This is a genomic window from Bradyrhizobium diazoefficiens, from assembly GCF_016612535.1.
GTDB lineage: Bacteria > Pseudomonadota > Alphaproteobacteria > Rhizobiales > Xanthobacteraceae > Bradyrhizobium > Bradyrhizobium diazoefficiens_C.
This window is the reverse complement of sequence record NZ_JAENXS010000003.1, coordinates 430492-455179: the sequence shown is the minus strand read 5'-3', so window position 1 is coordinate 455179 and position 24688 is coordinate 430492. Positions and strand designations below refer to the sequence as shown.

28 protein-coding genes are annotated in these 24688 nt (G+C 62.3%); 16 read left to right on the top strand and 12 right to left on the bottom strand.

Annotated elements, in window-relative coordinates:
- Positions 1–25 precede the first annotated feature (25 nt).
- Positions 26–1021 carry a glutaminase A gene (glsA, locus tag JJE66_RS33335; RefSeq protein ID WP_200520011.1) on the bottom strand — a complete coding sequence of 332 codons (996 nt, stop codon included), beginning with the start codon at positions 1019–1021 and terminating at the stop codon, positions 26–28.
- A gap of 374 nt (positions 1022–1395) precedes the next feature.
- Between glsA and JJE66_RS33330 the strand changes: the two genes are divergently transcribed.
- Positions 1396–1605, top strand: coding sequence for a hypothetical protein (locus JJE66_RS33330; RefSeq protein WP_200520010.1), 210 nt, complete (start codon positions 1396–1398; stop codon positions 1603–1605).
- 18 nt (positions 1606–1623) lie between these two features.
- Here the strand turns inward: JJE66_RS33330 and JJE66_RS33325 are convergent, their stop codons facing one another.
- The gene (locus JJE66_RS33325; RefSeq protein WP_200520009.1) at positions 1624–2331 is read right to left on the bottom strand and encodes a GntR family transcriptional regulator; all 708 of its coding nucleotides are present in this window, start codon (positions 2329–2331) and stop codon (positions 1624–1626) included.
- A 269-nt stretch (positions 2332–2600) separates the two neighbouring features.
- Between JJE66_RS33325 and JJE66_RS33320 the strand changes: the two genes are divergently transcribed.
- The 7 genes from JJE66_RS33320 to JJE66_RS33290 all read left to right on the top strand — a co-directional run bounded on the left by JJE66_RS33320 (position 2601) and on the right by JJE66_RS33290 (position 9521).
- Positions 2601–3587, top strand: a complete 987-nt coding sequence (locus JJE66_RS33320) for an ABC transporter ATP-binding protein (protein WP_200520008.1) — start codon at positions 2601–2603, stop codon at positions 3585–3587.
- A 42-nt stretch (positions 3588–3629) separates the two neighbouring features.
- On the top strand, positions 3630–4919 hold the full coding sequence (locus JJE66_RS33315; protein WP_200520007.1) for a PotD/PotF family extracellular solute-binding protein: 1290 nt from the start codon (positions 3630–3632) through the stop codon (positions 4917–4919).
- A complete protein-coding gene (locus JJE66_RS33310) occupies positions 4919–5878 on the top strand; it encodes an ABC transporter permease (RefSeq protein ID WP_200520178.1) in 960 nt (319 codons plus the stop codon). The genes JJE66_RS33315 and JJE66_RS33310 overlap by 1 nt, the downstream gene beginning before the upstream one ends.
- A 3-nt stretch (positions 5879–5881) precedes the next feature.
- Positions 5882–6760, top strand: a complete 879-nt coding sequence (locus JJE66_RS33305) for an ABC transporter permease (RefSeq protein WP_200520006.1) — start codon at positions 5882–5884, stop codon at positions 6758–6760.
- A 33-nt stretch (positions 6761–6793) separates the two neighbouring features.
- Positions 6794–7528: an aspartate/glutamate racemase family protein gene (locus JJE66_RS33300; protein WP_311980164.1), complete on the top strand. Its 735-nt coding sequence runs from the start codon at positions 6794–6796 to the stop codon at positions 7526–7528.
- Between the two features lie 609 nt (positions 7529–8137).
- On the top strand, positions 8138–8371 hold the full coding sequence (locus JJE66_RS33295; RefSeq protein WP_200520005.1) for a hypothetical protein: 234 nt from the start codon (positions 8138–8140) through the stop codon (positions 8369–8371).
- A gap of 655 nt (positions 8372–9026) precedes the next feature.
- Positions 9027–9521: a hypothetical protein gene (locus JJE66_RS33290; protein ID WP_200520004.1), complete on the top strand. Its 495-nt coding sequence runs from the start codon at positions 9027–9029 to the stop codon at positions 9519–9521.
- Positions 9522–9754: 233 nt separating this feature from the next.
- Here JJE66_RS33290 and JJE66_RS33285 read toward each other — a convergent pair whose 3' ends face one another.
- Together JJE66_RS33285 and JJE66_RS33280 are read right to left on the bottom strand one after the other, a co-directional pair.
- Positions 9755–10114: a hypothetical protein gene (locus tag JJE66_RS33285; protein ID WP_200520003.1), complete on the bottom strand. Its 360-nt coding sequence runs from the start codon at positions 10112–10114 to the stop codon at positions 9755–9757.
- Between the two features lie 104 nt (positions 10115–10218).
- Entirely contained in the window at positions 10219–10521 is a 303-nt protein-coding gene (locus JJE66_RS33280) for a hypothetical protein (protein ID WP_200520002.1), read from the bottom strand.
- Between the two features lie 96 nt (positions 10522–10617).
- Between JJE66_RS33280 and JJE66_RS33275 the strand changes: the two genes are divergently transcribed.
- Positions 10618–10842 carry a hypothetical protein gene (locus JJE66_RS33275; RefSeq protein WP_409362859.1) on the top strand — a complete coding sequence of 75 codons (225 nt, stop codon included), beginning with the start codon at positions 10618–10620 and terminating at the stop codon, positions 10840–10842.
- A 23-nt stretch (positions 10843–10865) separates the two neighbouring features.
- Here JJE66_RS33275 and JJE66_RS33270 read toward each other — a convergent pair whose 3' ends face one another.
- From JJE66_RS33270 to JJE66_RS33260, 3 genes are all read right to left on the bottom strand, one after another.
- A complete protein-coding gene (locus JJE66_RS33270; RefSeq protein WP_200520001.1) occupies positions 10866–12560 on the bottom strand; it encodes a PAS-domain containing protein in 1695 nt (564 codons plus the stop codon).
- 122 nt (positions 12561–12682) lie between these two features.
- On the bottom strand, positions 12683–13213 hold the full coding sequence (locus tag JJE66_RS33265) for a gamma carbonic anhydrase family protein (protein WP_200520000.1): 531 nt from the start codon (positions 13211–13213) through the stop codon (positions 12683–12685).
- 103 nt (positions 13214–13316) lie between these two features.
- A complete protein-coding gene (locus JJE66_RS33260) occupies positions 13317–13646 on the bottom strand; it encodes a DUF6949 family protein (RefSeq protein ID WP_200519999.1) in 330 nt (109 codons plus the stop codon).
- Between the two features lie 223 nt (positions 13647–13869).
- Between JJE66_RS33260 and JJE66_RS33255 the strand changes: the two genes are divergently transcribed.
- Both JJE66_RS33255 and JJE66_RS33250 read left to right on the top strand, forming a co-directional pair.
- Positions 13870–14577 carry a hypothetical protein gene (locus JJE66_RS33255; RefSeq protein WP_200519998.1) on the top strand — a complete coding sequence of 236 codons (708 nt, stop codon included), beginning with the start codon at positions 13870–13872 and terminating at the stop codon, positions 14575–14577.
- 177 nt (positions 14578–14754) lie between these two features.
- Positions 14755–15159 (top strand): PaaI family thioesterase, encoded by a 405-nt coding sequence (locus tag JJE66_RS33250; RefSeq protein ID WP_409362863.1) that lies wholly within the window; start codon positions 14755–14757, stop codon positions 15157–15159.
- A 136-nt stretch (positions 15160–15295) separates the two neighbouring features.
- Here JJE66_RS33250 and JJE66_RS33245 read toward each other — a convergent pair whose 3' ends face one another.
- The 3 genes from JJE66_RS33245 to cysE all read right to left on the bottom strand — a co-directional run bounded on the left by JJE66_RS33245 (position 15296) and on the right by cysE (position 17758).
- Positions 15296–16492 (bottom strand): FAD-binding domain, encoded by a 1197-nt coding sequence (locus JJE66_RS33245; protein WP_200519997.1) that lies wholly within the window; start codon positions 16490–16492, stop codon positions 15296–15298.
- Between the two features lie 86 nt (positions 16493–16578).
- A complete protein-coding gene (locus tag JJE66_RS33240) occupies positions 16579–16797 on the bottom strand; it encodes a DUF3126 family protein (RefSeq protein WP_007602550.1) in 219 nt (72 codons plus the stop codon).
- 136 nt (positions 16798–16933) lie between these two features.
- A complete protein-coding gene (gene cysE, locus JJE66_RS33235; protein WP_200519996.1) occupies positions 16934–17758 on the bottom strand; it encodes a serine O-acetyltransferase in 825 nt (274 codons plus the stop codon).
- 275 nt (positions 17759–18033) lie between these two features.
- Here cysE and JJE66_RS33230 point away from each other — a divergent pair, with 275 nt between their 5' ends.
- From JJE66_RS33230 to JJE66_RS33215, 4 genes are all read left to right on the top strand, one after another.
- Entirely contained in the window at positions 18034–19392 is a 1359-nt protein-coding gene (locus JJE66_RS33230) for a hypothetical protein (RefSeq protein ID WP_200519994.1), read from the top strand.
- Positions 19393–19659: 267 nt separating this feature from the next.
- A complete protein-coding gene (locus JJE66_RS33225) occupies positions 19660–20316 on the top strand; it encodes a hypothetical protein (RefSeq protein ID WP_200519992.1) in 657 nt (218 codons plus the stop codon).
- A gap of 250 nt (positions 20317–20566) precedes the next feature.
- Entirely contained in the window at positions 20567–21307 is a 741-nt protein-coding gene (locus JJE66_RS33220) for a hypothetical protein (RefSeq protein WP_200519990.1), read from the top strand.
- Between the two features lie 223 nt (positions 21308–21530).
- Complete coding sequence (locus JJE66_RS33215; protein ID WP_200519988.1) at positions 21531–21986, top strand: hypothetical protein; 456 nt, start codon at positions 21531–21533, stop codon at positions 21984–21986.
- Between the two features lie 206 nt (positions 21987–22192).
- On the opposite strand, the gene JJE66_RS33210 is transcribed toward JJE66_RS33215, so the two are convergent.
- Both JJE66_RS33210 and JJE66_RS33205 read right to left on the bottom strand, forming a co-directional pair.
- Positions 22193–22948 (bottom strand): alpha/beta fold hydrolase, encoded by a 756-nt coding sequence (locus JJE66_RS33210; RefSeq protein ID WP_200519986.1) that lies wholly within the window; start codon positions 22946–22948, stop codon positions 22193–22195.
- A 35-nt stretch (positions 22949–22983) separates the two neighbouring features.
- Positions 22984–24120, bottom strand: coding sequence for a hypothetical protein (locus JJE66_RS33205; protein ID WP_200519984.1), 1137 nt, complete (start codon positions 24118–24120; stop codon positions 22984–22986).
- Positions 24121–24436: 316 nt separating this feature from the next.
- Between JJE66_RS33205 and JJE66_RS33200 the strand changes: the two genes are divergently transcribed.
- A complete protein-coding gene (locus JJE66_RS33200; protein WP_007602543.1) occupies positions 24437–24682 on the top strand; it encodes a zinc-finger domain-containing protein in 246 nt (81 codons plus the stop codon).
- Positions 24683–24688: the final 6 nt, after the last annotated feature.

Sequence of the window (24688 nt, the reverse complement as noted above, 5' to 3'; positions counted from 1 at the left end):
AAGGGCCCACCGAGCCTTTGCGCATTCATTGTTCCGGTTGCGATACGAATAGATCCATCCCCAGCCGCTGCGACAGGAACTTCGCAGCGAGCTGTCCGCGTACGCTGTTGCCAGCGGTGTCGAGCGGCGGTGCGAAAGTACCGAAGCCGCCCTTGCCAGGCGACACCGCGACAATGCCGCCGCCGATCCCGCTCTTGCCGGGCAGGCCGATATCGTAAAGCCAGTCACCTGATGTCTCGTAAAGCCCGGCGGTGATCATGACGGCAAGCGCGTAATGGCAGACCACCGCATCGACCACACGCTGCTTCGTGACCGGATTGACGCCGCCATCGGCCAACGTCGCGCCCATGACGGCGAGATCGCGGGCGCTCACATTGAGCGAGCACTGCCGCGTGTAGAGATCAGTTGCCTCTTTCGCATCGCAGTAGATGCGGTCGTAGCTCTCCAGGAGGCGTGCGATGCTTCGATTGCGGAAGTTGGTCTCTGACGCTGACGCATAGACTTCTTCATTCAAAGGCAGTTCGCGGCCGGCGAAGCGCGACAATCCGTCGTGGATGAATCTCCACCGCGCCGCGGAAGTCATACCCGGTGCCAGGCTGGTCGTCGCGATCGCGCCGGCATTGACCATCGGATTGGTGCGGCCGCCGCCCTGCTCGATCGCGGCGAGTGAGTTGAACGGAAGCCCGGTCGCGTTCGCGCCAAGCTTCGCACGCGCTTGCTCGGGACCGATCGTCTCGCAGACCAAGGCGAACAGGAATGGCTTCGACACGCTCATGATCGAGAATTCGTAGTCGACGTCGCCGGCGCCGTAGATGCGTCCCCCGGTTCCAACCACGCAGACGCCGAACAACTCGCTCGGAACCCGGGCAAGCGCCGGATAGACCTGCGAATTCTCGCCCTCGCGATTTGACTTGAACCGCCGCTGGGCCTCATTCACCAGCGACTGCACCGTCTCAGAATCCGGCAGATGGCCGGTCGAAACGTAGGCCGTCTCTCGCTCGTCAGCCAGGGGGCGCGCCATGGCACCACTCCACAGAACGGATTCAACTGATGTCAGCTCCGTTCTAGAACTCGACGCTTGCGTGCAAACTGATGCCGATGTCGGCATCGAGTCAATTTGCAACCGCAGCGCGATTATGCAGCCCAGCCATACCGTTCCATGAGAGATGCAATGAGCGCCGACCGAGACGGGAATTTGTGGCAAATGCGTAAGCGCTATTGTCTCGCTTGCATCGAACTCTCATCAAAAGGCAGGCACTGGTTCACACTTATGATCAACGCCAGATTGCAACCAACTTGCGCTGGAGTACGATCCCGCATGGGCTGCGCGATGTGATCCGGGGACAATCGGAAACTCTCGAAAGCAGACCTGATATAAAGTTGACGAGGCGTAACATGGTGGCACAAACGGGCGACGGACATGTCCTGCTCATCAAGAAGCTCGGCGGACTTTTCGCAATCATCATCGGATGCCTGCTGACCGCGGTCGGCGTGACGTTTGAATACGGCGGCACGACTTTCGTCGGCGTTCTCTTCCTGATCCTAGGCACCGGTCTGCTGGTGCTGAAGATCGTCAGGCGCAACGAAGGATCTCCCCTGCAATAGCCGAACGGCGCGGCTCGCTTACGCGCCCAGCACGTCCGCGAGCCGCAGCTCGTCGGCGGCGGGATCCTTCAGGAACAGCTCGGCCTCGATCTCGTCGAGATGCGACAGCATCTGCGCACGCGCGGCCTGCTTGTCGCATTTGCGGATCGCGTTGACGATCTCGGCGTGATGATCGGTGCCGCAGGCCGGCGTGTCGTGGCGGCGATAGAGCAGGATGATCAGCGAGGAGCGCGCGATCAGCTCCTTGAGGAAACTGAGATAGATGCTGTGGCCGCTCATCTCGGCGACGAGCTTGTGAAATTCGCCGGAGAGCCGGACTGACGCCCGCGCGTCGCCGCACAGCTCCGCCTCGCGCTCCTCGGCAAGATGCCGCTGAAGCCGGTCGATCCAGGCCGGCGAGACGGCTTCGCAGGCATGATCCACGATCGCCGGCTCGATCAGCCGGCGCGCCTCGAACACCTCGCGGGCGTCCCCCGGCGTCGGGCGCGCGACGAAGGCGCCGCGGTTCTTCTCGATGTTGATGATGCCCTCATGCGCGAGCTGCTGCAGCGCGGTGCGAACCAGCGTGCGGCTCGCGCCATAGATCTCGCCAATCTCGTCCTCGCCGAGCTTGGTGCCCGGCAGCAGGCGATGCTCGAGGATCGCCGCGGTCACGCCCTCCCTGATCCGGCTGACGCGATCGCTCGCGTCGGGGGCATCGGATGTCGGTCGAGGTTTGGCGGCCATCAGTTCGAGGCGTTGGGTTTGAGGAGCTCGATCGGCGACGTTCGGCCTCGGATGGTAGTCGACGAGTTGTATCCAATCACAGGCGAAACTTTATACAATCTTCGCCCATTTCGTGTGCACATCCCTGCCCGCCCCGTGTGTCGCACGAACGCGCCGGATTCGATCTAACGACCTGACTCCGCTGCACAGTTTTGCGATTCAGCGGATCAGGTGCGGTTGGCACACTCCTTGCGGAGAGAGGCTGAGCATTGCCCTCCTCCGGACACGCCATGGCCACTCCCGCCGCTCTCGAACTGGTCGCCGTCACCAAGCGCTACGACAACACGCTGGCGGTCGATAACGTCAACCTCAAGATCCCGGCCGGCACCTATTGCTGCCTGCTCGGCCCCTCCGGCTGCGGCAAAACCTCGACCTTGCGCATGGTCGCGGGCCACGAGGCGGTCAGCGAGGGCGACATCATCCTCGGGCCGCAGAACGTCACCGACCTTGAGCCCGCCAAGCGCGGCACGGCGATGATGTTCCAATCCTATGCGCTGTTTCCGCATCTGAGCGTGCTCGACAATGTCGCGTTTGCCCTGAAAATGCGCGGCGTCGACCGTGCCGCCAGGCACAAGCGCGCCGGCGAGCTTTTGGAGCTGGTGGCGATGAGCCCCTACGCCGCCCGCCTGCCGGCCCAGCTCTCCGGCGGCCAGCAGCAGCGCGTTGCGCTCGCGCGCGCCCTGATCACCGAGCCGCAGATCCTGCTGCTCGACGAGCCGCTGTCCGCGCTCGATCCGTTCCTGCGGGTCAGGATGCGCGGCGAATTGAAGCGCCTGCAGCGCGAGCTCGGCATCAGCTTCATCCAGGTCACCCACGGCCAGGAAGAGGCGATGGCGCTCGCCGACCACATCGTGGTGATGAACCAGGGCAAGATCGAGCAGCAGGGAAGTGCCCGCGACATCTTCCATCATCCCCGCACCGAATTCGTGGCGCGCTTCATCGGCGGCCACAACGTCATCAGCGACGCCGGCAGCCTCATCGCCGTACGCGCCGATCAGCTCCGCATCAAGCCGGTTGTTGAAGGTGAGTTCGGCGCACCGGCGCTGCTGACCCAGACCGAGTACCAGGGCTCCTACGTCGCCGTCTCGCTCACGCTCGACGACGGCACCGCCCTGTTCTCCCATGTTCCCGAGACCGTGTTCGACGCCCGCCCCTTCCGTCCGGGCGATCGCGTGCTGGCCACCTGGGATCCCGCCAAGGCGCAGCGCCTGCAGTAACGACTTCAGGTAGAAAATGCGCAACACAGAGGAGTGATTGACATGACCGAGACGACCAGGAAGACCGGCGTCAGCCGCCGCACCCTACTCAAGAGCACCGCAGGTCTCGCCGGTCTCGCCGCCGGCTCCGGCGCCATCACCGGCTTTCCTTATGTGATGTCGGCCGAACCGAAGGTGCTGCGCTATCTCGGCACTGCCGTGAACGAGGGCGACGACATCTCCAAGCAGTGCCTGAAGGACACCGGCATCAAGATCGAATACATCACCGCGACCACCGACGACGTCACCAAGCGCGTGATGACCCAGCCGAATTCCTTCGACGTGCTGGACACCGAATATTTCTCGCTGAAGAAGCTGGTGCCGTCGGGCAACATCCTTGCTCTCGATAGCAAGAAGATCAAGGAATTCGACAACATCACGCCGGTGTTCACCAAAGGCGAGACGCCCGGCGGCAAGAAGATCGGCGGCCAAGGCACCGCGCCGTGGAAGGTGCTCTATCTCGAAGGCAAGGACTCCAAGACCTTCTCCAAGACGGCGACCGAGTTCGTCACGCTGATCCCGACCGTCTACAACGCCGACACGCTCGGCATCCGTCCCGACCTGATCAACCGCCCGATCGGCTCGTGGGCCGAGCTGCTCAATCCCGAATTCAAGGGCAAGGCCTCGATCCTCAACATCCCCTCGATCGGCATCATGGATGCCGCGATGGTCGTGGAAGCCACCGGCAAATACAAATACGCCGACAAGGGCAACATGACCAAGGAAGAGATCGATCTCACCATGAAGGTGATGACCGAAGCCAAGAAGGCCGGCCAGTTCCGCGCGTTCTGGAAGGACTTCAACGAGAGCGTCAACCTGATGGCCTCGGGCGAAACCGTGATCCAGTCGATGTGGTCGCCGGCGGTGACCAAAGTCCGCTCGATGGGCATCGCCTGCACCTTCCAGCCGCTCAAGGAAGGCTATCGCTCCTGGGCCTCCGGCTTCTGCGTGTCCAAGGGCGTGTCGGGCGCGAAGCTCGACTGGGCCTACGAGTTCGTCAACTGGTTCCTGTCCGGCTATGCCGGTGCCTATCTCAACCGCCAAGGCTACTATTCCGCCGTGCTCTCGACCGCGAAGGCCAACATGCAGCCTTACGAGTGGGCCTACTGGATGGACGGCAAGCCGGCCGAGAAGGACATCAAGGCGCCCGACGGCTCGCTCTTGGAGAAGGCCGGCGCGGTGCGTGACGGCGGCTCCTATGAGGACCGCATGGGCGCAGTCGCGTGCTGGAACGCCGTGATGGACGAGAACGACTACATGGTCCGCAAGTGGAACGAATTCATCGCCGCGTGATGGATACGTCGGAAGACGTCCTGCAACCGCTATCCCCGGACTTGGTTCGGGGATCGGAGACGGCGCGCCCTGCGAAAGCGGCGCGCCTGTCACCCTCCTTCATCTCCTGGCTTCAGGCCGGGCCGATGATGCTGGTGTTTCTCGCTTTCTTCCTGATCCCGCTCGTCTTCGTCGTCATCGTCTCGTTCTGGGATTACAACGAATATCAATTGCTGCCGGCCTTCTCCGGCCGCGGCTATACCGACACGTTCGAAGGCTGCCTCGCGCAGCTCCCCGATCTCTGCACGATCGTCAGGACCTATCTCAAGACGTTGAAATTCTGCTTCCTGGTCTGGGCCATCACGCTCTTCATCGGCTTCTGGGTCGCCTACTTCCTCGCCTTCCACATCAAATCCAAGACCTGGCAGATGGGCCTGTCGCTGCTCTGCACGATCCCGTTCTGGACCTCCAACGTGATCCGCATGATCGCCTGGATCCCGCTGCTCGGGCGCAATGGCCTCGTGAACTCCGGCCTGATGAAGACAGGCCTGATCTACCAGCCGGTGGAATGGCTGCTGTTCTCCGAATTCTCCGTGGTACTGGCGCTGGTCCACCTCTTCACCTTCTTCATGGTGGTGCCGATCTTCAATTCGATGGTGCGCATCGACAAGTCGCTGATCGAAGCGGCCTATGACGCCGGCGCCACCGGCCTCCAGACACTGGTCAACGTGATCATCCCGCTCGCCAAGCCCGGCATCGTGATCGGCTCGATCTTCGTCATCACCATCGTAATGGGCGATTTCATCACCATCGGCGTGATGGGCGGCCAGCAGATCGCGGCGGCCGGCAAGATCATCGAGACGCGGGTGAACGCGCTGCAATTTCCAGCCGCGGCCGCCAATGCCGTGATCCTGCTCGTCATCACCTTCCTCATCATCACCATGATGTCGCGCATCGTCGACATCAAGAAGGAGCTCTAGAGCATGAAGGAGGGACGCCCGCGCAGCTTCTATGTTCTCGCGATCTTCTTCACGGCCTATGTGCTGTTTCTCTATGGCCCGATGATCGCGATCTACGTGCTGTCGTTCCAGGGGCCGCAAGGTGGGCTCACCTTCCCGATGAACGGCGTGTCGACCTTCTGGATCGCGAAACTGTTCCAGGGCACCGGCATCGTCGATCTCGGCGCGTCTTTTCGCCGCTCGCTGCTGCTCGGCCTCGTGGTGATGGTCGTCACCGTCGTGCTGTCGGTCGCCGCCGGCATGGCGTTCCGCCGCAAATTCAAGGCGCAGAGCATCCTGTTCTACTCGGCGATCGCGAGCCTCATCGTTCCCTCGATCATCACCTCGCTCGGCATTTCGCTCGAATTCCGCATCGTCGACGACCTGATCAAGGCGCACTGGAATGAGAATTTCGAGACCTCGATGGGCCTGCTCACCTCGGGTCTCGGCGCGCATCTGACCTGGACGCTGCCTTTCGGCCTGCTCATCATGTTCGCGATCTTCAATCGCTTCGACCCGCGCCTCGAGGAAGCCGCGCGCGATCTCGGTGCGACGCCGTGGCAGGCTTTCCGCCATGTCGTGCTGCCGATCATCCTGCCTTCCGTGATTGGTATCGGACTGTTCGGTTTCACCCTGTCCTGGGACGAACTGGCGCGCTCCAGCCAGGCGATCGGGGCAGTGAATACATTGCCACTCGATCTCCAGGGTCTCACCACCACCGTGACGAACCCTGACATCTATGCGCTCGGCACCGTGATCTCGGCCGTCTCGTTCACGGTGATCACCCTTGCGCTCGGCACCATCCACGTGCTCAACAAGCGGCAGGCGGCCAAAGGCTCGGATGCCGGCCAAGGACTCGTCTAACAAAGCGCTTGTCTGCAAGGGGCTGGTCTGATCGTGACGCGACTTCACGTCGTCAATCCCAACACCACCGCGGCGATGACGGCGAAGATCGCCGCCGCGGCGCGCAGCGTCGCCCTGCCCGACACATTGATCGATGCACGCCAGCCGACGATGGGCCCGGTCTCGATCGAGGGCTTCTATGACGAGGCCTTCGCCGTTCCCGGCATGCTCGGCTGCATCCGCGAGGCCGATCGCGATGGCGCAGATGCGCACATCATCGCCTGTTTCGACGACACCGGCCTCGACGCCGCGCGCGCCATGGCCAAAGCGCCTGTCATCGGCATCGGCGAAGCCGGATTCCACATCGCGAGCCTGATCGCGGCACGCTTCGCCGTGGTGACGACGCTTGGTGTCTCCATCGTGCCGCTCGAACATAATTTGCGAAAATATGGCCTCTCCGAGCGCTGCGCCCGCGTGCGCGCCGCCGAGGTCCCGGTGCTCGCGCTGGAAGAGCGCAACACCGATGCGCTCGCAAAAATCTCAGCGGAGATCCAAGCCGCGATCCGCGACGACCGCGCCGAGGCGATCGTGCTCGGCTGCGCCGGCATGGCCGATCTTGCCGCCGAGCTCGCCGCCGTGCACGGCCTGCCCGTGATCGACGGCGTCGCCGCCGCAGTCACGCTCGCCGAAGGACTGGTCCGGCTCGGGCTCTCGACGTCCAGGCTTGGCCCCTATGCGGCGCCGCGTGCGAAGACCTACTCCGGCCCGCTGGCTGGCTTCCAGCCCTGACGCCTCGGTCACAAGCAAACCATTCCCTCTGCAACGCAATATTTTGATGAGGATGACTAGAATTTACAAGCGCTGTCGCTAGCGCTCCTGCAAAGTATGCGTAAACGGGAAGGCAAGCTGGGACGAAGAGGTACGAGCTGGAGCTGCGCGTGAACCGGAGGAGAAAGACCTCTATCGAACGAGAGAACAACCCATCGGGAGCAGGCGATGCCTACGTCGATCTTGGAAAAAAGCATCTTCGCAAAAAGATCCGATACGTCGAGAGTCAGGATCGAGCTTGATCAGCTCGTTGCAGTTGCCGTCTTCTCGGGCGTCGGATTGCTGATCTCGCTCGTGGTCGTGCTGTTCGGCATGCAAGGAGCGTGGTTGCTCCAATAACCAGCTCCTGGCGCAGGTTACCTCGGGTGGTGGGCGCTTCGGCATGTCGCAGCCTCGGTCACGGATGTTGATCAACCTGTGCCCTGCACCGTCACGATTTCGGGCCTCAAGCCCGCGTCACGCCGAGCTGTTTGCCAAGCAGCTTTGTCGACGGCGTCGCCACAGCTACATTTTTCATGCTACGCAGCCTCATTGCCATTTCCATTATCTCCATTATCCGGATTTCAAATCATGTTCGTCACGATTGTTGCCGTGCTTTGCCATCTCTCTGGTCACGACTGCACCGAGGTGGTCGTTTCAAATTCGAACCTGGACGCCAGTCTCAACCTTCAGAACTGCTTGATCGGCGGTCAAGCAGGTCTGGCGCAATGGAAGAACGCCCACCCGATCTACCGGTCTGATGACTGGCGCATCGCGCGCTTCAAGTGTGTGGCCGGACAATACGTAGCGAAGGCCAAGATCTGATCGAGAACCAGGCGGTCGCCCTGAGCGTCGTAAGGCAGCACCAGCAGTGACTGCGTGCCCGTTGTGGACGGGGACGCCGTCGCAGTGATGCGCGAGGTGACCAATTTTTATGCTTCTGCCACAAGTGACTCAAATTTCGCCCGCCCCCGTGCTAAGAAGCCACACCAGTACTTCTACGGGGTTTGTATGAGAAAGAACGATGTCACGTGTTCAGCGTGCGGGGCCGGCTTTCGGCGACTCGAGTTAGCGACACCGCCGGCGAACAAGGGTGAATACCGCTGTCCGGCCTGTGACGAGGTCCTCGAGACCTTCGACGGCAGCGCGTACATCGCCTATCGCATGACGATCCAGCCGTCGATGAAGGCCGCTCGTCAGTAAGCGGATTCGTGACCAACACCGGTTGCTTATCGGCCCTTCCTGCCCGGATACCCCGTTCATGCCGAATCCGGCGTGGGCGGGGTTTCTTTTGGATACGGCAATCCTCACGCCAGTACCGCTGGGATTGGATCAACTGCGCTTTCTTGGCCGGCGGTCACCTTTTCGTCCCATTTGTTGCTGAACAGTAACACTTTCGGGACCCTGCGGCCGCCTTGTTCTGCGTTCTCGTGCTGCCGCTCTTCGCCACTCACCAAGTTCAATTTGGGTTTTGTCAGCGATGATCGATCTCGCAGAGCACACACCGTCCAATCCCATCCTCCGTCTCGGTGCCCAGCCGATCGCGCTAACGGCTGCGGCGCTGCTCCTGCTGATCGCAGGCGTCACCTCGATCGCGATCTGGCGCGCCTATACCGGCGGGGCCCCCGAAACCGACCGGGTGGTCGCATCGCGGCAGCTTCAGGCGCGCACCGCGCAGGCATCCGAGCAGCTCGTCGAAAAGACCAAGGGGCTGGAGGCGACCCAGCAGGAATCGATCGACCAGCTCCAAGTCGTGCAGGACCAGCTTTTGACCATGAAGCGACTGCTCGCCTCGCAGCAGGCCGACACCAAGCGCCTGTCGGAGCAGGTCGCCAATCTCAACGAGTCCATCGACGGCTTGCGCCAATCCTTTGCCAGCGTCCGCGCCACCGAGGCCGACGCACCCTCGGTTACCCGGAGGAAACCGGCCCGTCATCAGGCCAGCGCGAGAAAGCGTAGCAAATCACAGGGTTGATCGGGCGACGACGCGACACGACGATTATTTTCGCGGCTTGTGAACTGGATCACATTTGCCCGTATGATTCCGCGCGATGATAGCGGCTACCGGATGGCGTGAGCCGATTTCAATATCCGGGGCTGGCAAGGTCGTTGACGGTATACTGCGTCAACGGCCTTGTTTTTTAATGCCTCGATATTCCCGTGCCTCGACCGGGCGTCCGGGCTAGTCGCAGCCCCTCTTCGCAGACCTCATTCACAAACTTGGACGCGGCGGATGCGCCAGCCCCATTGCGTCATGACCCGCTGCCGCACCAGGTAGCACTGCGAGCCATAGCCGCCATCGTCATAGCCGGCGCCGTAAGAATAGGGGCCGCCATAATAAGGGTAGCCGTAACCATAGGCGCCGTAATAGCCGGCGCCTGCGATGCCGGCGCCGATTGCGACACCGGGCCAGAAGCCACCACCATGCCAGCCGTGGCCCCAACCACCACCGCCGCCCCAATGGCCATCACCACCGCCCCAGTGGCCTCCTCCGGCCTGCGCCGCCTCAGGCGCTGCGAGACCGACTGCCGCGACGGCCAGTGCGGTCATGATCATCTTGCGCAACATCACTCAACCCTCCGCGTGGAAACGCTCCACACTACAAGTGCACGGGCAACGTGATGTCATTCAGGCATTCATGACAGGCATGCTGGCTCACTTCCGCGCGAGCGTCAGCAGCCGCGGCAAATACTCTTCATTTTCTTGTCGAGCAGTTGGTTCTCGGCGTTCACCGTGGCATCGGCGTTGGGGTTCTTACCCGAGGCGGCACCGGTCGTGACACCGGGGGCCGCCTTGGCGCCGGAGGATTGCGCCGTCCCCAGGCTGTTGGTGCCGGGCGGCGGCGCATTGGCGACGCCGCCGGTTGATCCGGTGGACCCACCAGTGGCTTGCGCAAAGGATATTGCCGGCATTGCGGCGAGGCTGAAGATGACGATTAGGGTCTTGATGGAAACAGTTGCAGGCGATCGGGCCATTGGAAAGTCTCCTTTGAGCCTCAACGACCGCGCCAACGGCCAGTTCCGGAACAAATCCCGTCACATCGCCTTGAACGCAAGGAGACAGCCACGATCATGCGCAAGCTGGTCGCGTTCGACGAGGACACATTCGACAAGCTGAAGCAATTGGACGCGACAGGATGGCGACGTTTCAAGAGCTCGCGGATGAAGCCTTGCCGACCTCCTGAAGAAACACGGCATCCCCCATCGGACCTCAGGGACGCCCTGCGCAAGAGCGTCGCACTCGACGGCGTGGCGGACAAGGCAATGCCGCGCCGCGAGGCCCGGAAGACCAAATGAAGACCGAGTGATGACGGCGACAGCTACGCAGCTGCCACCATCTTCTCGGTGCGGTCCTCGACCATGGTCACGAACATGTGGGATTCTTCGCCGGCGCCGCCGATCTGAACCCGACGGGCCGAGATCACGCGGCGGCCACGCGCGGGATTGTCGATGGTGTCGACGATCGGCTCGAGCTGCTGCTTTTGCGCGAGCAGCTGCCGGTCGCGCCGCTCGATCAACGTGGCCGCCTCCGCCGAGAACAATTCCCGCGCGGTCTTGCCGATGATTTCGGCGCGCGACATGCCGAGCATCTTCTCGGCAGCCTTGTTGACGAAGACGTAGCGCTGGTTGCGCGCATCCTTTGCAATGATGCCTTCGGCTACGTTCTCGATGATCGTGGCGAGGAAGCGCTCCATCCGCTGGAGAATGCGCTCGCGCTGGCGCTGTTCGGTGACGTCCTCCTGCACCGATACCCAGCCGCCGCCGTCCATCGGACGCTCATAGATCTTGATGATGCGGCCGTCGTTCAGGGTGATCTCATTGGCCGCCGGTTCGCGCTTGGCGATTCGGTTGAGAACCGCCCCAACAAACTTCGCGACGTCGCAGGTGAACAACCCGCTCTCGACCCGATGCTGGAGGATTTCCTCGAGCGTCGATCCCGCCTGGATCGTCTCGGGCAGATTGTAGATCCGCCGGTAGTTGGCGTTCATCGCGACCACACTGCCCTTGCTGTCGAGCATGATCAGGCCCTGCGGCATGCTGTTGATCGCGGCCGAGAGCTGCCATTTCTTGGCCTGGTACTTGTCGTTGAACGTGTCGCGCTCGGTCCTCGCCGCGTCGCGCGCCTGCGCGGTGCCGAGCTCGATCTCCTCCAGCTCGAAAATGCGCGCCACCGCATCGCGGAAGTGCTGCACGGCGCGCGCAAGGTGGCCGATCTCGTCATGGCGGCCGAGATGCGGCACCTCGCTCTTGACGTCGCCGTCCGCGATCCGGTCGGTCGCCTGCGTGATCTCGGCTAGCGCGCCGACCACCGAGCCCCGCATCACGACGACGTTGAGCCCCGCGAGGAGCAGGGCCGCCAGCCCGAGCATGAACAGATAAGCCGCTGCGTAACGGTTTTCGTCGGCGAGGTCGTCGGCCTGACGGGCGCGTTCCCGGTAAATCCGTTGCAGCTTCTCCAGATCGCCGTTGAGGTTGCTGCGCAGCGTCCGGTTGGCATCATTGTCACCCATCTCGCGCGCCGCCGCCGGGCTGATTTCCAGCCCGCGGCGTACCAGCTCCTGGCGGAACTCGACGAACTGCGAGATGCGCTGGCGAAAGCTGGCGAACTGCTCGGCGTCGTCATCGCCGACGGTCCGTTCCATGGCCTTCACCGCTTCGGCGAGGTCGCGGTTCCGCCGCAGCAGCGCATCCCCGAACTGCTTCGCCTTGCCCCGATCAGCGGACATGTAGATGCCGCGCGACTCCATCACGATCGCATAGATCAGCGTGTTGATGCGGCCGACGCTGATGGCGGCTTCGGCCGAGGACGCTTGCATATGGCGATAGGTCGCTTGCAGCCGCACGGATTGGATCGACATCACCAGCATAAAAGTGGTGACGATCGCCAGAAATCCGGCGATGCTGTAGACTTTCTCCGCAACGCTCAGCGTGTCGCCGCCGCGTGCGAATTGAACAAATTTCTTCAATAATTTGGTTCCGGCGCCGAGCCCGGATCCCAGTGCCGCAGCGTCCATGGCGACGCTCCTTCTGGTTGAAAGCGGGCCAAGGTAGCCTGATTGCGCTAGCGGAGGATTAAATTACCGGCCGGTATTGTTACGGTATGGAACCGCACTGGATCGACAGGCCCACATCCATCTCAACCGATCCGCTTCAGGCCCCGCTCGAAGCGCGGACCGTTGGCGACATAGAACCTGGCCGCGCTTCCCATCTTCTGCACCTGGGCGTCGTCGAGTGTGCGGATCACGCGCGCGGGCGAGCCGATGATCAGCGAACGCTCGGGAAACTCCTTGCCCTCGGTGATGACGGAACCGGCGCCGACGATGCTGTTGCGGCCGATCCGGGCGCCATTCATCACGATCGAGCCCATGCCGATCAGCGCGCCCTCTTCGATGGTGCAACCGTGCAGGATGACGTTGTGGCCGACCGTGCAGTTCTTGCCGATGACCATGGGAAAGCCGAGATCGGTGTGGCAAGTCGAGCCGTCCTGCACATTGGCGCCCTCGCCGATCTCGATCCACTCGTTGTCGCCGCGCAGCACCGCACCAAACCAGACGCTCGCGCCCGGCTTCAGGCGCACCCGGCCGATCACGGTCGCGGTCTCAGCGATGAAGTAATTGCCGTCAGAGGGAAGATCGGGCGCCTGCCCGTCGAGCTCGTAGATCGCCATGGAGGTCTCCTGTCGCGTCAACCCCAGCCATAGCGAAACGACGGCGCCGAGGCAAAGGGCCGCCGCACCGGCAGCCCTCCCAACGCGTCAGTCCTGCAACGCGTCAGCTCAGCACGCCGGCCGCGCGCAGCGTCATCAGGAAGAACGTGCCGCTCATCATGCTCCAGAAGCCGGCGATGCAGGTGGCCATCATCACGAATTCGAAGCGGCGGCTCTCCACCCGCATGCCGCGCAGCGTGTTGCGCATGATGATGAAGGGCGCGGCGAACACCAGGAACGGCACCGCTGCAAACGTCCTGGGGGCAACGCCCTCCTGCAACAGCCCGAAACCGGCGGGCCGTTGCGACATCGCCTGGTATCCATTCGCGAGCGCGCCGGCGAGCGCGAAGCCGATGCAGATCGAGAAGAGAGTGTTGAAAGCTTCAGGTGTCATCGGAACGGTCCGCCCATACGCAACGCGAGGTACCTTCCTGTGACAAATAGTGCCGGTTAACGCTACATTATCCTTAAGCGAAGGTTAACGGTGCCGCCCGGCCCACGCAGAGCCCTCCGCCGTTCCCGGCAGCCCGGAACCTTCCGCGATATCGCCGCCGCGTGGCATATTCCCCGGTGATTCGTCGGCCACCGGCCGACCTGCGGACCATTTGCGCGACCTCATGACGGTGTTTTCGGCAACCTCCCCTCGCTCTCCCAGAACTCGCACCCGGACGCATCTCGTCCCGTTTGCGCTCACCGGCGTATTCGCCGCGAGCGCGATCGCGCTGGTTGCCTATCTGTTGTGGCCGACCTGGAGCACGGGCGGTGCCGACGCGCCGGACAAGCTGCCGGTCAGCGTCGGCGGAACGCTGTTCAACCTGCCGATCTCGGCGATCCGGATGAAGATCCAGCGGCACTCCGGCCCGCAGGAGCGCATCGATCTCGATTTCCTCTATCCCTCGCTGGAAGCGCCTAGCGGGCCGCGGCATGTGACCGCTGACACCGTAGACACGGCGATGCAGCCGATCGACCGCATCTTCCTGTCGATATCAGCGCATCACGATGCGATGTCGCCCGAGCAGCGAACCGCGACGATCTATCCGCGCTATTTCGACCAGGCTGCGGCGGCATCGGACGACGGGCTGACGATGCGGATGTTCCGCAGCGACACGCCCTATGGCAGCGAGGATTTCTATTCCGCAACGAGCCCCGCGCTCGCTGCGCGCTGCACGCGCGATGCCGCCACGCCCGGCATGTGCCTGTCCGAGCGCCGCATCGACGGCGCCGACCTCACCTTCCGCTTTCCGCGCAGCTGGCTGTCGCGATGGCGTGACGTTGCCGACGCGATGGAGAAGCTGACGGTGCAGCTGCGCGGACCGAAGGGCTGAGCGTCCGCACGCGCGGCCGTGCGCGACCAGCCTGGACTGTGCCTCCAGCCCCAAAATTCGAAAACAACCCCATGCACAGTAGCGAAGGGCCTGTTGCGACTTCGCATTTCCGGAACTTCGCTTTTTCGAAAATAAACTTGACCCGACGGGCAAAACAGGGGCATGATGCCAGCATGGGTGATCGCCTTGAATGATACGGAAACTCAGCTCCCACCCGGCGCCCAATTGCTAGGTCGCGAATGGCTCGGCTTTGACGAAAGCGGGCATGCGGTGATCCGCTTCCAGGCTCAGGTCGCGTTCACCAACAGGCACGGCACCATCCAGGGCGGATTTCTCGCGGCGATGCTGGACTCTGCGACCGGACTTTGCGCGCTGGCCGCGCTCTCGTCCGAACAGACCGCCGTCACGAAAAGTCTCGATACACGCTTCCTGAAGCCAGCACCGGTGGGAGCCGTTACAGCGCGTGCGCGCGTCGTCGAACGGACGGATCGCGAGGTCGTCGTGCAGGCCGACCTCGTTGATACGAACGGTACCATCGTCGCTGATGCCACGGCGCGGCTACGTATCCTTGCGAAGAAATAGGGTTACAGAGTCGCAATCATAGCGCTAGCAAAGCGGGAAGCCGGATTTCGCCGCATGCCCGCTGTTCTGAGCCGATGTTGTGGCGTCCCCGACGCGATGGAGGAGCTGACTTTGCAGTTGCGCGGGCCGCGCTAGTTCACTTCAGCACGGGGAGCCCCCGTTCCTCCCAGCGATAGTCCGGCAGGCTCAGCCTGTCGGCAAGATCGCGACCGATCACAAGCCGCGCCGCGCCCGGCAACGCAAACATTCTGACGATTTGGTTGCGAAACCAGAGTCCCCCCGGCGTCCGCGGCGCCAATGCCGCAGCGAACCGCGCCGCGCCGCGCTGCTTGGCGCCGATAAAATCGCGCAAGCGGGCCTCGTAGCTGCCAAACGCCTCATCGTATCGCCCGTTGGCCCGCGCAAGCTCGCCTGCGAGCACATAGGCCGAGATCATGGCCAGAGCCGAGCCCTGCCCGGCGGTGAGGGAGACGCAGAATGCAGCGTCGCCGATGAGGGCGACGCGGCCTCGCGACCAGCCGTCCATCCTGATCTGGCTGACCCGGTCACAATACAATTCATCCGCGCAGTCGAGTTCGTGCAGAATGTCCGGGCACTCCCAGCCGGCGTCGCGATAGAGATCGTGAAGCTTCGCCTTCTGCGCGGCAAGCTGGTCCGCATGGCCTTGAAATACGAAGAGGAACAAGGTTCGATCGTCGCGCAACGCGAAACGTCCGATCATGCGGCCCGGTCGATTGTGCATGAGATACACATTCTCGTCACGCCGACGATAGCCGCGGGCTTCGAATGCTGCGACGCTGTAGCCGAGATGTCTTTCGAAAGTCTCGGTCGGTCCGAACGCGAGACGCCGCACCTGCGAATGCAGACCATCGGCGCCGACGACGAGATCGAAACGCCGCTTCCCGATGCGCCGCAACCGGACATCGACCCGATCGGGCTGCGGCTCCAGGGCAACGATCTCGTCGTCGAAGATCGTTTCGATGCCATCGCAGACCGTGCCGTACAACAGGCGCGACAGATCGCTTCGTGCCAGCGTGACGTAGCGTCCGCTCGTGAGCTCGTCGAACACGTCCGTACCGAAGCCGGCGATGCGCCTGCCATGGTCGTCGACGATCCGCATTTCCTTCACGCGATAGCCGGCTCGCTCGATCGCCGGCAATAGCCCCATCCGCTCGGCGATGTCGTAGCCCAGTCCCCAGAAATCGATCACATAGCCGCCGCTACGCAGCGCGGGCGCGCGCTCGACAAGCGTCGGCGCATAGCCTCCCGCACGCAGCCAATAGGCAAGCGTCGGGCCAGCGATCCCCGCCCCGGAGATCAGAACCGTTTTCATGAAGATGATATAGGCTCACCGCGCACCGAACGCAGCGCCTCGGACACCAGATCGTGAGTAAGGCAGTTTCGCTCGGCGGGTCGGCGCTATTCCTGATCGACGAGATCGTCCTCGAGGATCGCCATCTGGAACTGGAACGAGCGATCATCGTCCTCGTCGTCGACGAACAGCACGCCGATGAACTCCTCGCCGATATAGACCTCGGCGGAATCATCCTTCTTCGGCCGCGGCACGACGCGGATCTTGGGATTGCCGAATACGCGCTTCAGATACGCATCTAGCTTTCTGACTTCTTTGACGTCCACGGCAAGTCTCCGATCGAAATTGGTCGGCGGGTTTTAGGACGAGACGCTGCCAACCGCCAGCATCAATTGCCAAAGAATTTGGGGACGAAAAAGGCCGACAAATCCGGCCCTTAGCTCACGAGCCTAAAGCCGCCCATCAAAGTCCCATGGCGTTGATCATCTGATCCATGGTGCGCGACGGCTCGGCGCAGCCGGCCTCGCCGACGATCTTGGCCGGCACGCCCGCGACCGTGACATTGTGGGGCACCGCCTTGACCACGACCGAGCCGGCGGCAATGCGCGCGCAATGGCCGATCTCGATGTTGCCGAGGATCTTTGCGCCGGCACCGATCAGCACGCCATGACGAATCTTCGGATGACGGTCCTCGTTCTCCTTGCCGGTGCCGCCGAGCGTGACGCCGTGCAGGATCGAGACGTCGTCCTCGATCACCGCGGTCTCACCGCAGACGAAGCCGGTGGCGTGGTCGAGGAAGATGCCGCGGCCGATGCGCGCTGCGGGATTGATGTCGGTCTGGAACACCGCGGAGGCGCGGCTCTGGAGATAGTACGCGAAATCCTTGCGGCCCTTCAGCCAGAGCCAGTGCGCGAGACGATGGGTCTGGATGGCGTGAAAGCCCTTGAAGTAGAGCAAGGGATCGATGAAGCGCGAGGTCGCGGGATCGCGGTCGTAAACGGCGACGAGATCGGCGCGGAAGGCATTGCCGAGGTCGGGCTCGTCGCGCAGCGCCTCGTCATAGGTCTGACGTACGAGGTCGCCCGACAGCGCGGCGTGATCGAGCCGGTCGGCGACACGGTGGATCACCGCATCCTCGAGGCGGCTGTGATGCAGCACCGTCGAATAGATGAAGGTCGCAAGCTCGGGCTCGCGATGGACGATGTCCTCCGCTTCGCCCCGGATCCGATCCCAGATCGGATCGAGCGATGCGAGCTTTCCTCCCGGATTGACCTGATGCACTGCCATGGGATCTGCTCTTTCGAATTGGCTGGTTTTGTTGGCTCTATAGCACAGTGTAGGCGACAAAGTCCTGACGGGCTTGCCTGAGAGTGAACGGTGCCTTGTCCCGCGAAAGCATGCCAACGCGTTGAATCATAACGGATTCTTCTGACGTCCGAGGCGGCAACGTGGGTTCAAAATGGTCAGCATTTTGCCAAATTCAAGCCAGGCGGCGTCAAACTATTGGTGAATTTCGTCCCGAGCGTTATTGCGGTCATGGTCTATTGAGGACGGGACAGGATTTGAGCATCACCACCGATATTTTGCGCGCCCGCGCTGCCGGGTTGTTTTGGCTGCGGCTGGCGGCGGTGGCTCTGCCCCTCCTCATGATCGCGCCGGCGTTCTGGAACGGCTATCCCCTGCTTCAATGGGATACCGGCGGCTATCTCGCGCGCTGGTACGAAGGCTATCTCGTGCCGAGCCGCTCGACCGTGTTCGGCCTCTATCTGCACTATGGCGAGAATTTCGGGTTCTGGATCAATCTCGCGGTCCAGTCGCTGGCGACGCTGTGGCTGTTGCAGCTCACCCTGCGCGTGCTCGCTCTGATGCAGACGTTCCGCTTCGTCGCGATCAGCCTGCTCCTGATCCTGTCGACGGCGCTGCCCTGGCTCGCGAGCATGCTGCTCACCGACATCTTTGCGGGACTGTCGGTGCTGTCGCTGTTTCTCCTGATCGTCGGAGGCAGCCGCATCTCGGGGCTCGAAAAAGTCTCGCTGTTCGTCTTCACCGCCTTTGCCGCCGCGACCCACAGCGCCACGCTCGGCGTGCTGCTCGGGCTCTGCGCCGTCGGCTGGATGGCGCGGCCGTTCCTCGGACGTCGTCTCCCGATCGCGGGATTGACCCAGGCGAGCCTCACGATCGTCGCGGGCGCCCTGATGCTGATCTCGGCCAACCATGCGCTGTCGGGCAAATGGGCCTGGACCCCCGGCGGCTATGGCGTCGCCTTCGGCCGCATGATGCAGGACGGCATCGTTGCGCAATTCCTGAACGACCATTGCCCGCGCGAAAAGTTCAAGCTCTGTCCCTATCGCAACGAGCTTCCGGCGACCGCCGACGAATTCCTGTGGGGCAACAGCATGTTCAACACGCTCGGCCGCTTCGATGGCCTGAACGACGAGATGGGCTATATCGTCGTGCATTCGCTCGCCGAATATCCAGCCTGGCAGGCCGGTGCCGCCTTGAGAGCGATGGGCGAGCAATTGGTGCATGTGGCGACCGGCGAAGGCTCGAGTGTCTGGATTCCGCACACCTACGGCATCATCGAGCGTTACATCCCGTCGCAGGTTGCGCCGATGCGCGCGGCGCGCCAGCAGCACTGGGAGCTCAGCTTCGACATCATCAACCGGGTGCACGTTCCCGTCGCGCTGATCTCGATGTTAGGGCTGGTGGCGTTGCTCGCGCATTCGCTCGCAAACCGGCGGCTCGACGATCTGACCTTGCTGGCGGCGACCGTGACACTGGCGCTGCTCGGCAATGCCTTCATCTGCGCCGTCATCTCCGGCCCGCACGACCGTTACGGCGCCCGGATGGTGTGGGTCGCGACCTTCGTGGTGCTGATGGCGCTGTTCCGCGCGTTCGGCGACACCAGCAAAGCGCGATGAGATTGGGATGATGCGTCATCGCACTTGGTTTCGCCCGAGCAGCGAGCGCGACTTGGCGATAACAGCCTATCCGCGTCGAAAAAGAGCTAGAGTCCGCTAACAGCCTTGGCGGGGGACTCCAGGCACCCTCAAGCGGCCCGCTTGCACGTCTGCTTGTGACCCTAGCGGACTTCAGACTTCATTGAAAATTGAGCATCTGGCATCCGAAAGGTTGACGGAGGGACGATATGCAACCAAATTCGGGGCCTCTGCGCAAGGGGTGAGAAGGTGAGCGAAAGCAGCCAACAGGGCTGGACAAGATGGTGGTGGCTCCGCGTCGATCAAGCTGGTCGATGGTCCGCGATCGAACGACGCACCGTACATCGTTTCCTTCTGACTTGGGCGTTTGCTGCGATGGTAACCGGCCTTCCAGCTTGGCTCTTCTTGAACGATTATCTGCAGCTTGGCTCCAAGCGCAGCCTGATTGTATGGCTGATCGCTGCGTGGCCACTTAACCTGCCCGGATTGCGCAGCCTCGCCAGCACATTGTTCCCGCGGGAGGTGATGAGAGGCGACGATGCGGCTGCGGAGCGGCTGGGCGGACGTGTGCATCTGCCAACCAACGAATTCTGGATTCGTGGCTTCTGGTGGATCGATGCGCTCCCGATAAAAGGAAGTTGGTCCGCCGAGCAGATGCAGGTCCGCGAACGAACCCTGCTGATTGCTCTCTGCATCTTTGTGCCAACGCTTCTAGTCATCGCCTTTGAGATGATGTCGCGAGGAATCAGTGAGCGTGGTTCTGCGCTATTCGCGTTCCTTTTGGCGGCCCCAGCTGCGCTTTATTTTGCTCGTCGCATTTCAGTAGCGCGATGGCCTGAACTTGTGAAAAAGGCCGACGACGATGCAGTGAGATTGGCTAATAAAGCAGTTCCGCCCCGGACGTAGCGACCGACTCTTTGCTGATCAGCAGGCCATGTCGGTTTGTGGCCGTTGCTGGCCTTCGCTCGGAGGGGCAGCAACGCCTGCTTCCGTTAGATGAACCGACTAAGGTGAAACTGTCTGCCAAGGGCAGCTTGTGACCCAGAGCCGTCGTTGGCGCAGGGTTGAAAACAATCGGAATGAGGTCATAGTGACGCGCTCTCCGCTCTGCGGTTGATGAGAGCGTGTCGACACCCCCTGGATGTGGGAAGTTTCCGTGCTTCGTATCGTCAAACGAGCGCTGCTGTGCGCTGGCGGAGCCCTGGTCATCGGAGCACTTTTGTTTAGTGCGCTTCTGATGTGGCCGGATCCCCTCTTTGCCTACTCAGTCGGTGCCGGAAAAATTGTCGTCTCCTCGGATCAGCCCATACCTGCCGCCGGTGGAGCACGTTTCTTGCGCGATTGCGAGGAGCTCCTGGAGCGGTCGCCGCTCAAGGCTCATTCAAGCCGGTACCACGTTTACATCACCAACTCGAACTGGCGCCACCACCTGTTCTTCTGGCCGCAGCCCGAAGCCTGGGGCATTACGTACTCCCTCTTTGGAGGGCCTGCTTTCCTAAGCCGCATCAATTTTGATACGGGCCGGGTCGTGCATTGGGAATATGTGGGAACACCACCGCGCACGGCTGCCTGGTTATGCGCTCACGAACTCACTCATATCATTGAAACGGAGCATGCTGGTCGACTTGCAAACTATCGCATGCCGCAATGGGTCTTCGAGGGACTTGCAGACTATGTGGGCATTGAGAACCGAGAGTCGTTTGAACAGTTGCGCGACTCGCTCGGTGATCGATCTGTCGATATTCCGATGATGATCCGATACGGCAGCTATCCGCGCTTCCGGCTGCTGGTGACATACTTCCTTGAAAAAAAGCAGTGGTCGATCGACCAGCTCATACAAACAAGACTGACTGAAGATGAGGCGACTGCGATCATGCGCGCAGATGCAGGCCGCTAGCAGCAACGGAGCTATTGGCCCATCGGGACAATCTCGACCCGGTACCTTGTTGTCGGCAATGAGGGGGAGACCGGGCACGGCCTGACCAAGCCGAACGGACGTGATTGACCGGAATGGGACACCGCATCAGATCTTTGGACGGGCAGTGTACCATCTCTGCAAACAATTTAACTGACATCGAACGTAAACTACGGTGCAAACTTCCAAAGCGAAAGGGCTCCTCTTGTTTCCTGATCCCACTATCAAATGGCGGCCCTACCCTTCGATAATCGATCGCATCGAACGCCCACCTTTTGTTTTCGATCAAGGTCTTTGGCGTGGCGTTCTCTATCTCATCGTAGTGGCACCGAACCCCGGCCTTCGCGCTTACGGCATCGAAATGTCCTGCGAGATCTATTCGGGCATCGAAGAAATGATCTATTCGGTCGCCGGTCACGGGGACAAAACAACTGGCCGCTATGACGGCGGAGTCTACATTAAAGAAGCTAAGAACTCGGCATTGCTGAAAGCCTACGCTGCGATCGATCCGGTTGGTCGGAAGCCGCGGCACTTCTCCTTTGTCGGAAGCGACTACTGCTACGAGGTGCTTGGTTTCTCCGAACCGATCATACGAGCGTTTGGCAGCCCCGAAGAGGCATATGCTTGGGGACCTTCTCGGTCCGATGAGAAACTAAACTAAGTCAGTAGCATCGCAGAGCCAGCACATCCGCTTCTCGCCCATTGCCGACATTCCCTCCCGCTTTACGCTGACGTCTCATCTGCGCCCTTAGCGGACTGCAGTTGTCTGCGCATGGAGGAGTGGAGGATTAAAGAGTGTATAGCCCCATGTGATAAGATACTTTAGGATAGCTGGGCAGCAACCTCATCGCCCGGACAGCACCGCTTTCACGCGCGGCGTGACAGGAAGTCGAGCACGCCTGTCTTGTAGATCTTGTCGCCGACCGCACGCATGTGGTCGCGGTTCGGAATGTCCAGTACTTCAGAGCCCGGAATGATCGCGCCGAGCGCGCTGGCCGAGCCCGCAACGTCGTCGGTGCTACCGACCGCAATCAGCACGGGCACGCCGATCCGCGCGGCCTCGTCCTTCGCCATGAGGTCGCGCGTGCCGCGCAGGCAGGCGGCAAGCGCCTTGTGGTCGGAGCGGGTCTGGTCGGCGAACGCCCGAAAGGTGCGGCCGACGGGATCGGTGACGTCGTCGAGCGAGGGCGCTTCCAGCGCTTTCGCGACGTTCTCACCGGGGCCGGTGCCCTCGATCAGGCCACCGATGCCGATGCCGCCGAGGATCGCAGAGCGCAGGCGTTGCGGCTCGTTGAGGCCGAGCCACGCCGTCATCCGCCCGCCCATGGAATAGCCCATGATATCGGCCTGTGGGATGGCGAGATGATCCATCAACGCGAGCACGTCGCCGGCCATGGTCGGGATCGAGTATTGCGCGGGCTCGTAGAGCTTTGCGCTGTCGCCATGGCCGCGATTGTCCAGCGCAACGACGCGGCGGCCGTTCTTGCGCAGCTCCGAAACCCAGGTCGGATAGACCCAGTTCACGTTCTTGCTGGAGGCAAAGCCGTGCACCAGGATGATCGGATCGCCCTCGCCTTCGTCGAGATAGGCAATTTCAACGGCGCCGTTGTGGAAGCTCGGCATCATCAGTTCCGCGATGTTGTGGGGATGGGTCGATATTAGGCCGTGGCGGCCGCGTTTGCCAGAGCGGCTTCGGCCGCAGCCTGCGCCCGGCGCAGCCGCCGCGCGCGTCTGCGATCGCACCAGGCTTGGGTGAGGCGCTCGGTGGTCGCCTTGATCGAGGACAGCAGCCCGAACAGGGTCAGCGCCGCACCGAACAGCCACAGCGCGAGATCGAACGCGCCGCCCAGAAGCAGCAGCGCGCCGCGGCCGAACAGCTTCATGATCGCGCGCGTCTTGCTTCCCTGCGCTTCCGCAAGGCGTGCCGCGCGCGCGACGTCCTTCGGGCCCTCGGCGATGCGCAAAGTATCCATCGCGCCGCGCGTGCCGGTCTTCTCGGCGACGCGCGTAACATCCTTGCCAAGCCGGACCAGCGCGCCGGCCTTCTCGACATGGAATGCGGCCTTGATCGCGTTCACGGTCTCGCCCGGCCGCAGCACCGAGCCGGAGGCCACCGCGTTCTGCAGCATCGGCGTGTCCACCACGTCGCGCGCCGACCGGCCGGCCCATGCGGCGAGACCCTCGCCGAGCCGCCCGACCTTGCGGGCGTCCTTCACCAGCGTCAGCCCGGCCCGCACCGGCGCCGCACCGCCGGCCGACACATAGGTCACGGCCGTCACCGCGAGGCCCGCGGTCGCGAGACCGAGGATCAGGCGGTCTGTGTCCTCGCCCATGGCGAGATGCTTGCCCTCGCGCACGACATCCCTGATATCGCCGATCACGAAGAGATCGCCGGCCACCGTCCCGGACAGGCTCGCGAAATCGTCAGCGTTGCCGGTGACGAGACCGGTCGCGAACCGCTTGGCGAAATGCGAAGTGGAGTTTTCGGTTTTGACGGCATCGCTGACCCGGCTCAAGAGATCGTCGGGCAGCGCGATGTTGCGGTCACGCGCGAGCGCGACAAAACTGTCGGCGAGATCGGCGTCGCCGGCGGCGAGCGCGGCCTCGATATTGTCCTGAACCAGTCGGTCGTTACGCGCGAGCGCCGCATCGAGCTTGAGCTCGGACAGGGCCACCGGATCGTCCTGGGCGGCGAGAACAGCGCCCGCCTCGCGGGCATGCGGCGCTACCTGCGCGAGCACAAGGCTGCATGCAGCGATCCCGGTCAACGCCGAGCTGATTCGCAGCCACTTCATGCTGAATGCCTGGACATTTGCAGCGTCATTTCCACAGGATGATTAGCGCAGATGCTTCGTCGTTTGCCGCAATTGCACGCGCCCACAGACATAGTATGCCAAAATTGCGACACAACGTCCCCGACGAAAGAAGGGCTTCTCTCAGGCCGCAAGATTGTGTCGAATTTGCATGAGCAAATGAGCATGGGGCATTGCGAACCTTTCGGTTCCGCTAGACTAGCAATCATCTGCACCCGACAGTATGGTCCGCGGCGTTTCGGGATGCCGCACCCATTTGATTGCGTCTGCCGCCATTGCCACTCCAGGATGAACTACAATGTCCGACCATGTCGTCCCGCACTTCCATAACGATGCCGGTGTCCCCGTCATCGAGATCGGCTCGCAAGAGTTCATGTGCGTCGGCGCCAATCCTCCGTTCGATCATCCGCACGTGTTCCTGGACCTCGGCAACGACAACGAGATCATCTGCCCGTACTGCTCGACACTGTACCGCTTCGCCGCCGACCTGAAGGCGGGCGAAGCCCGTCCGCCGGAATGCGTCTTGAAGGACAAGGTGGCCTGACCGCTT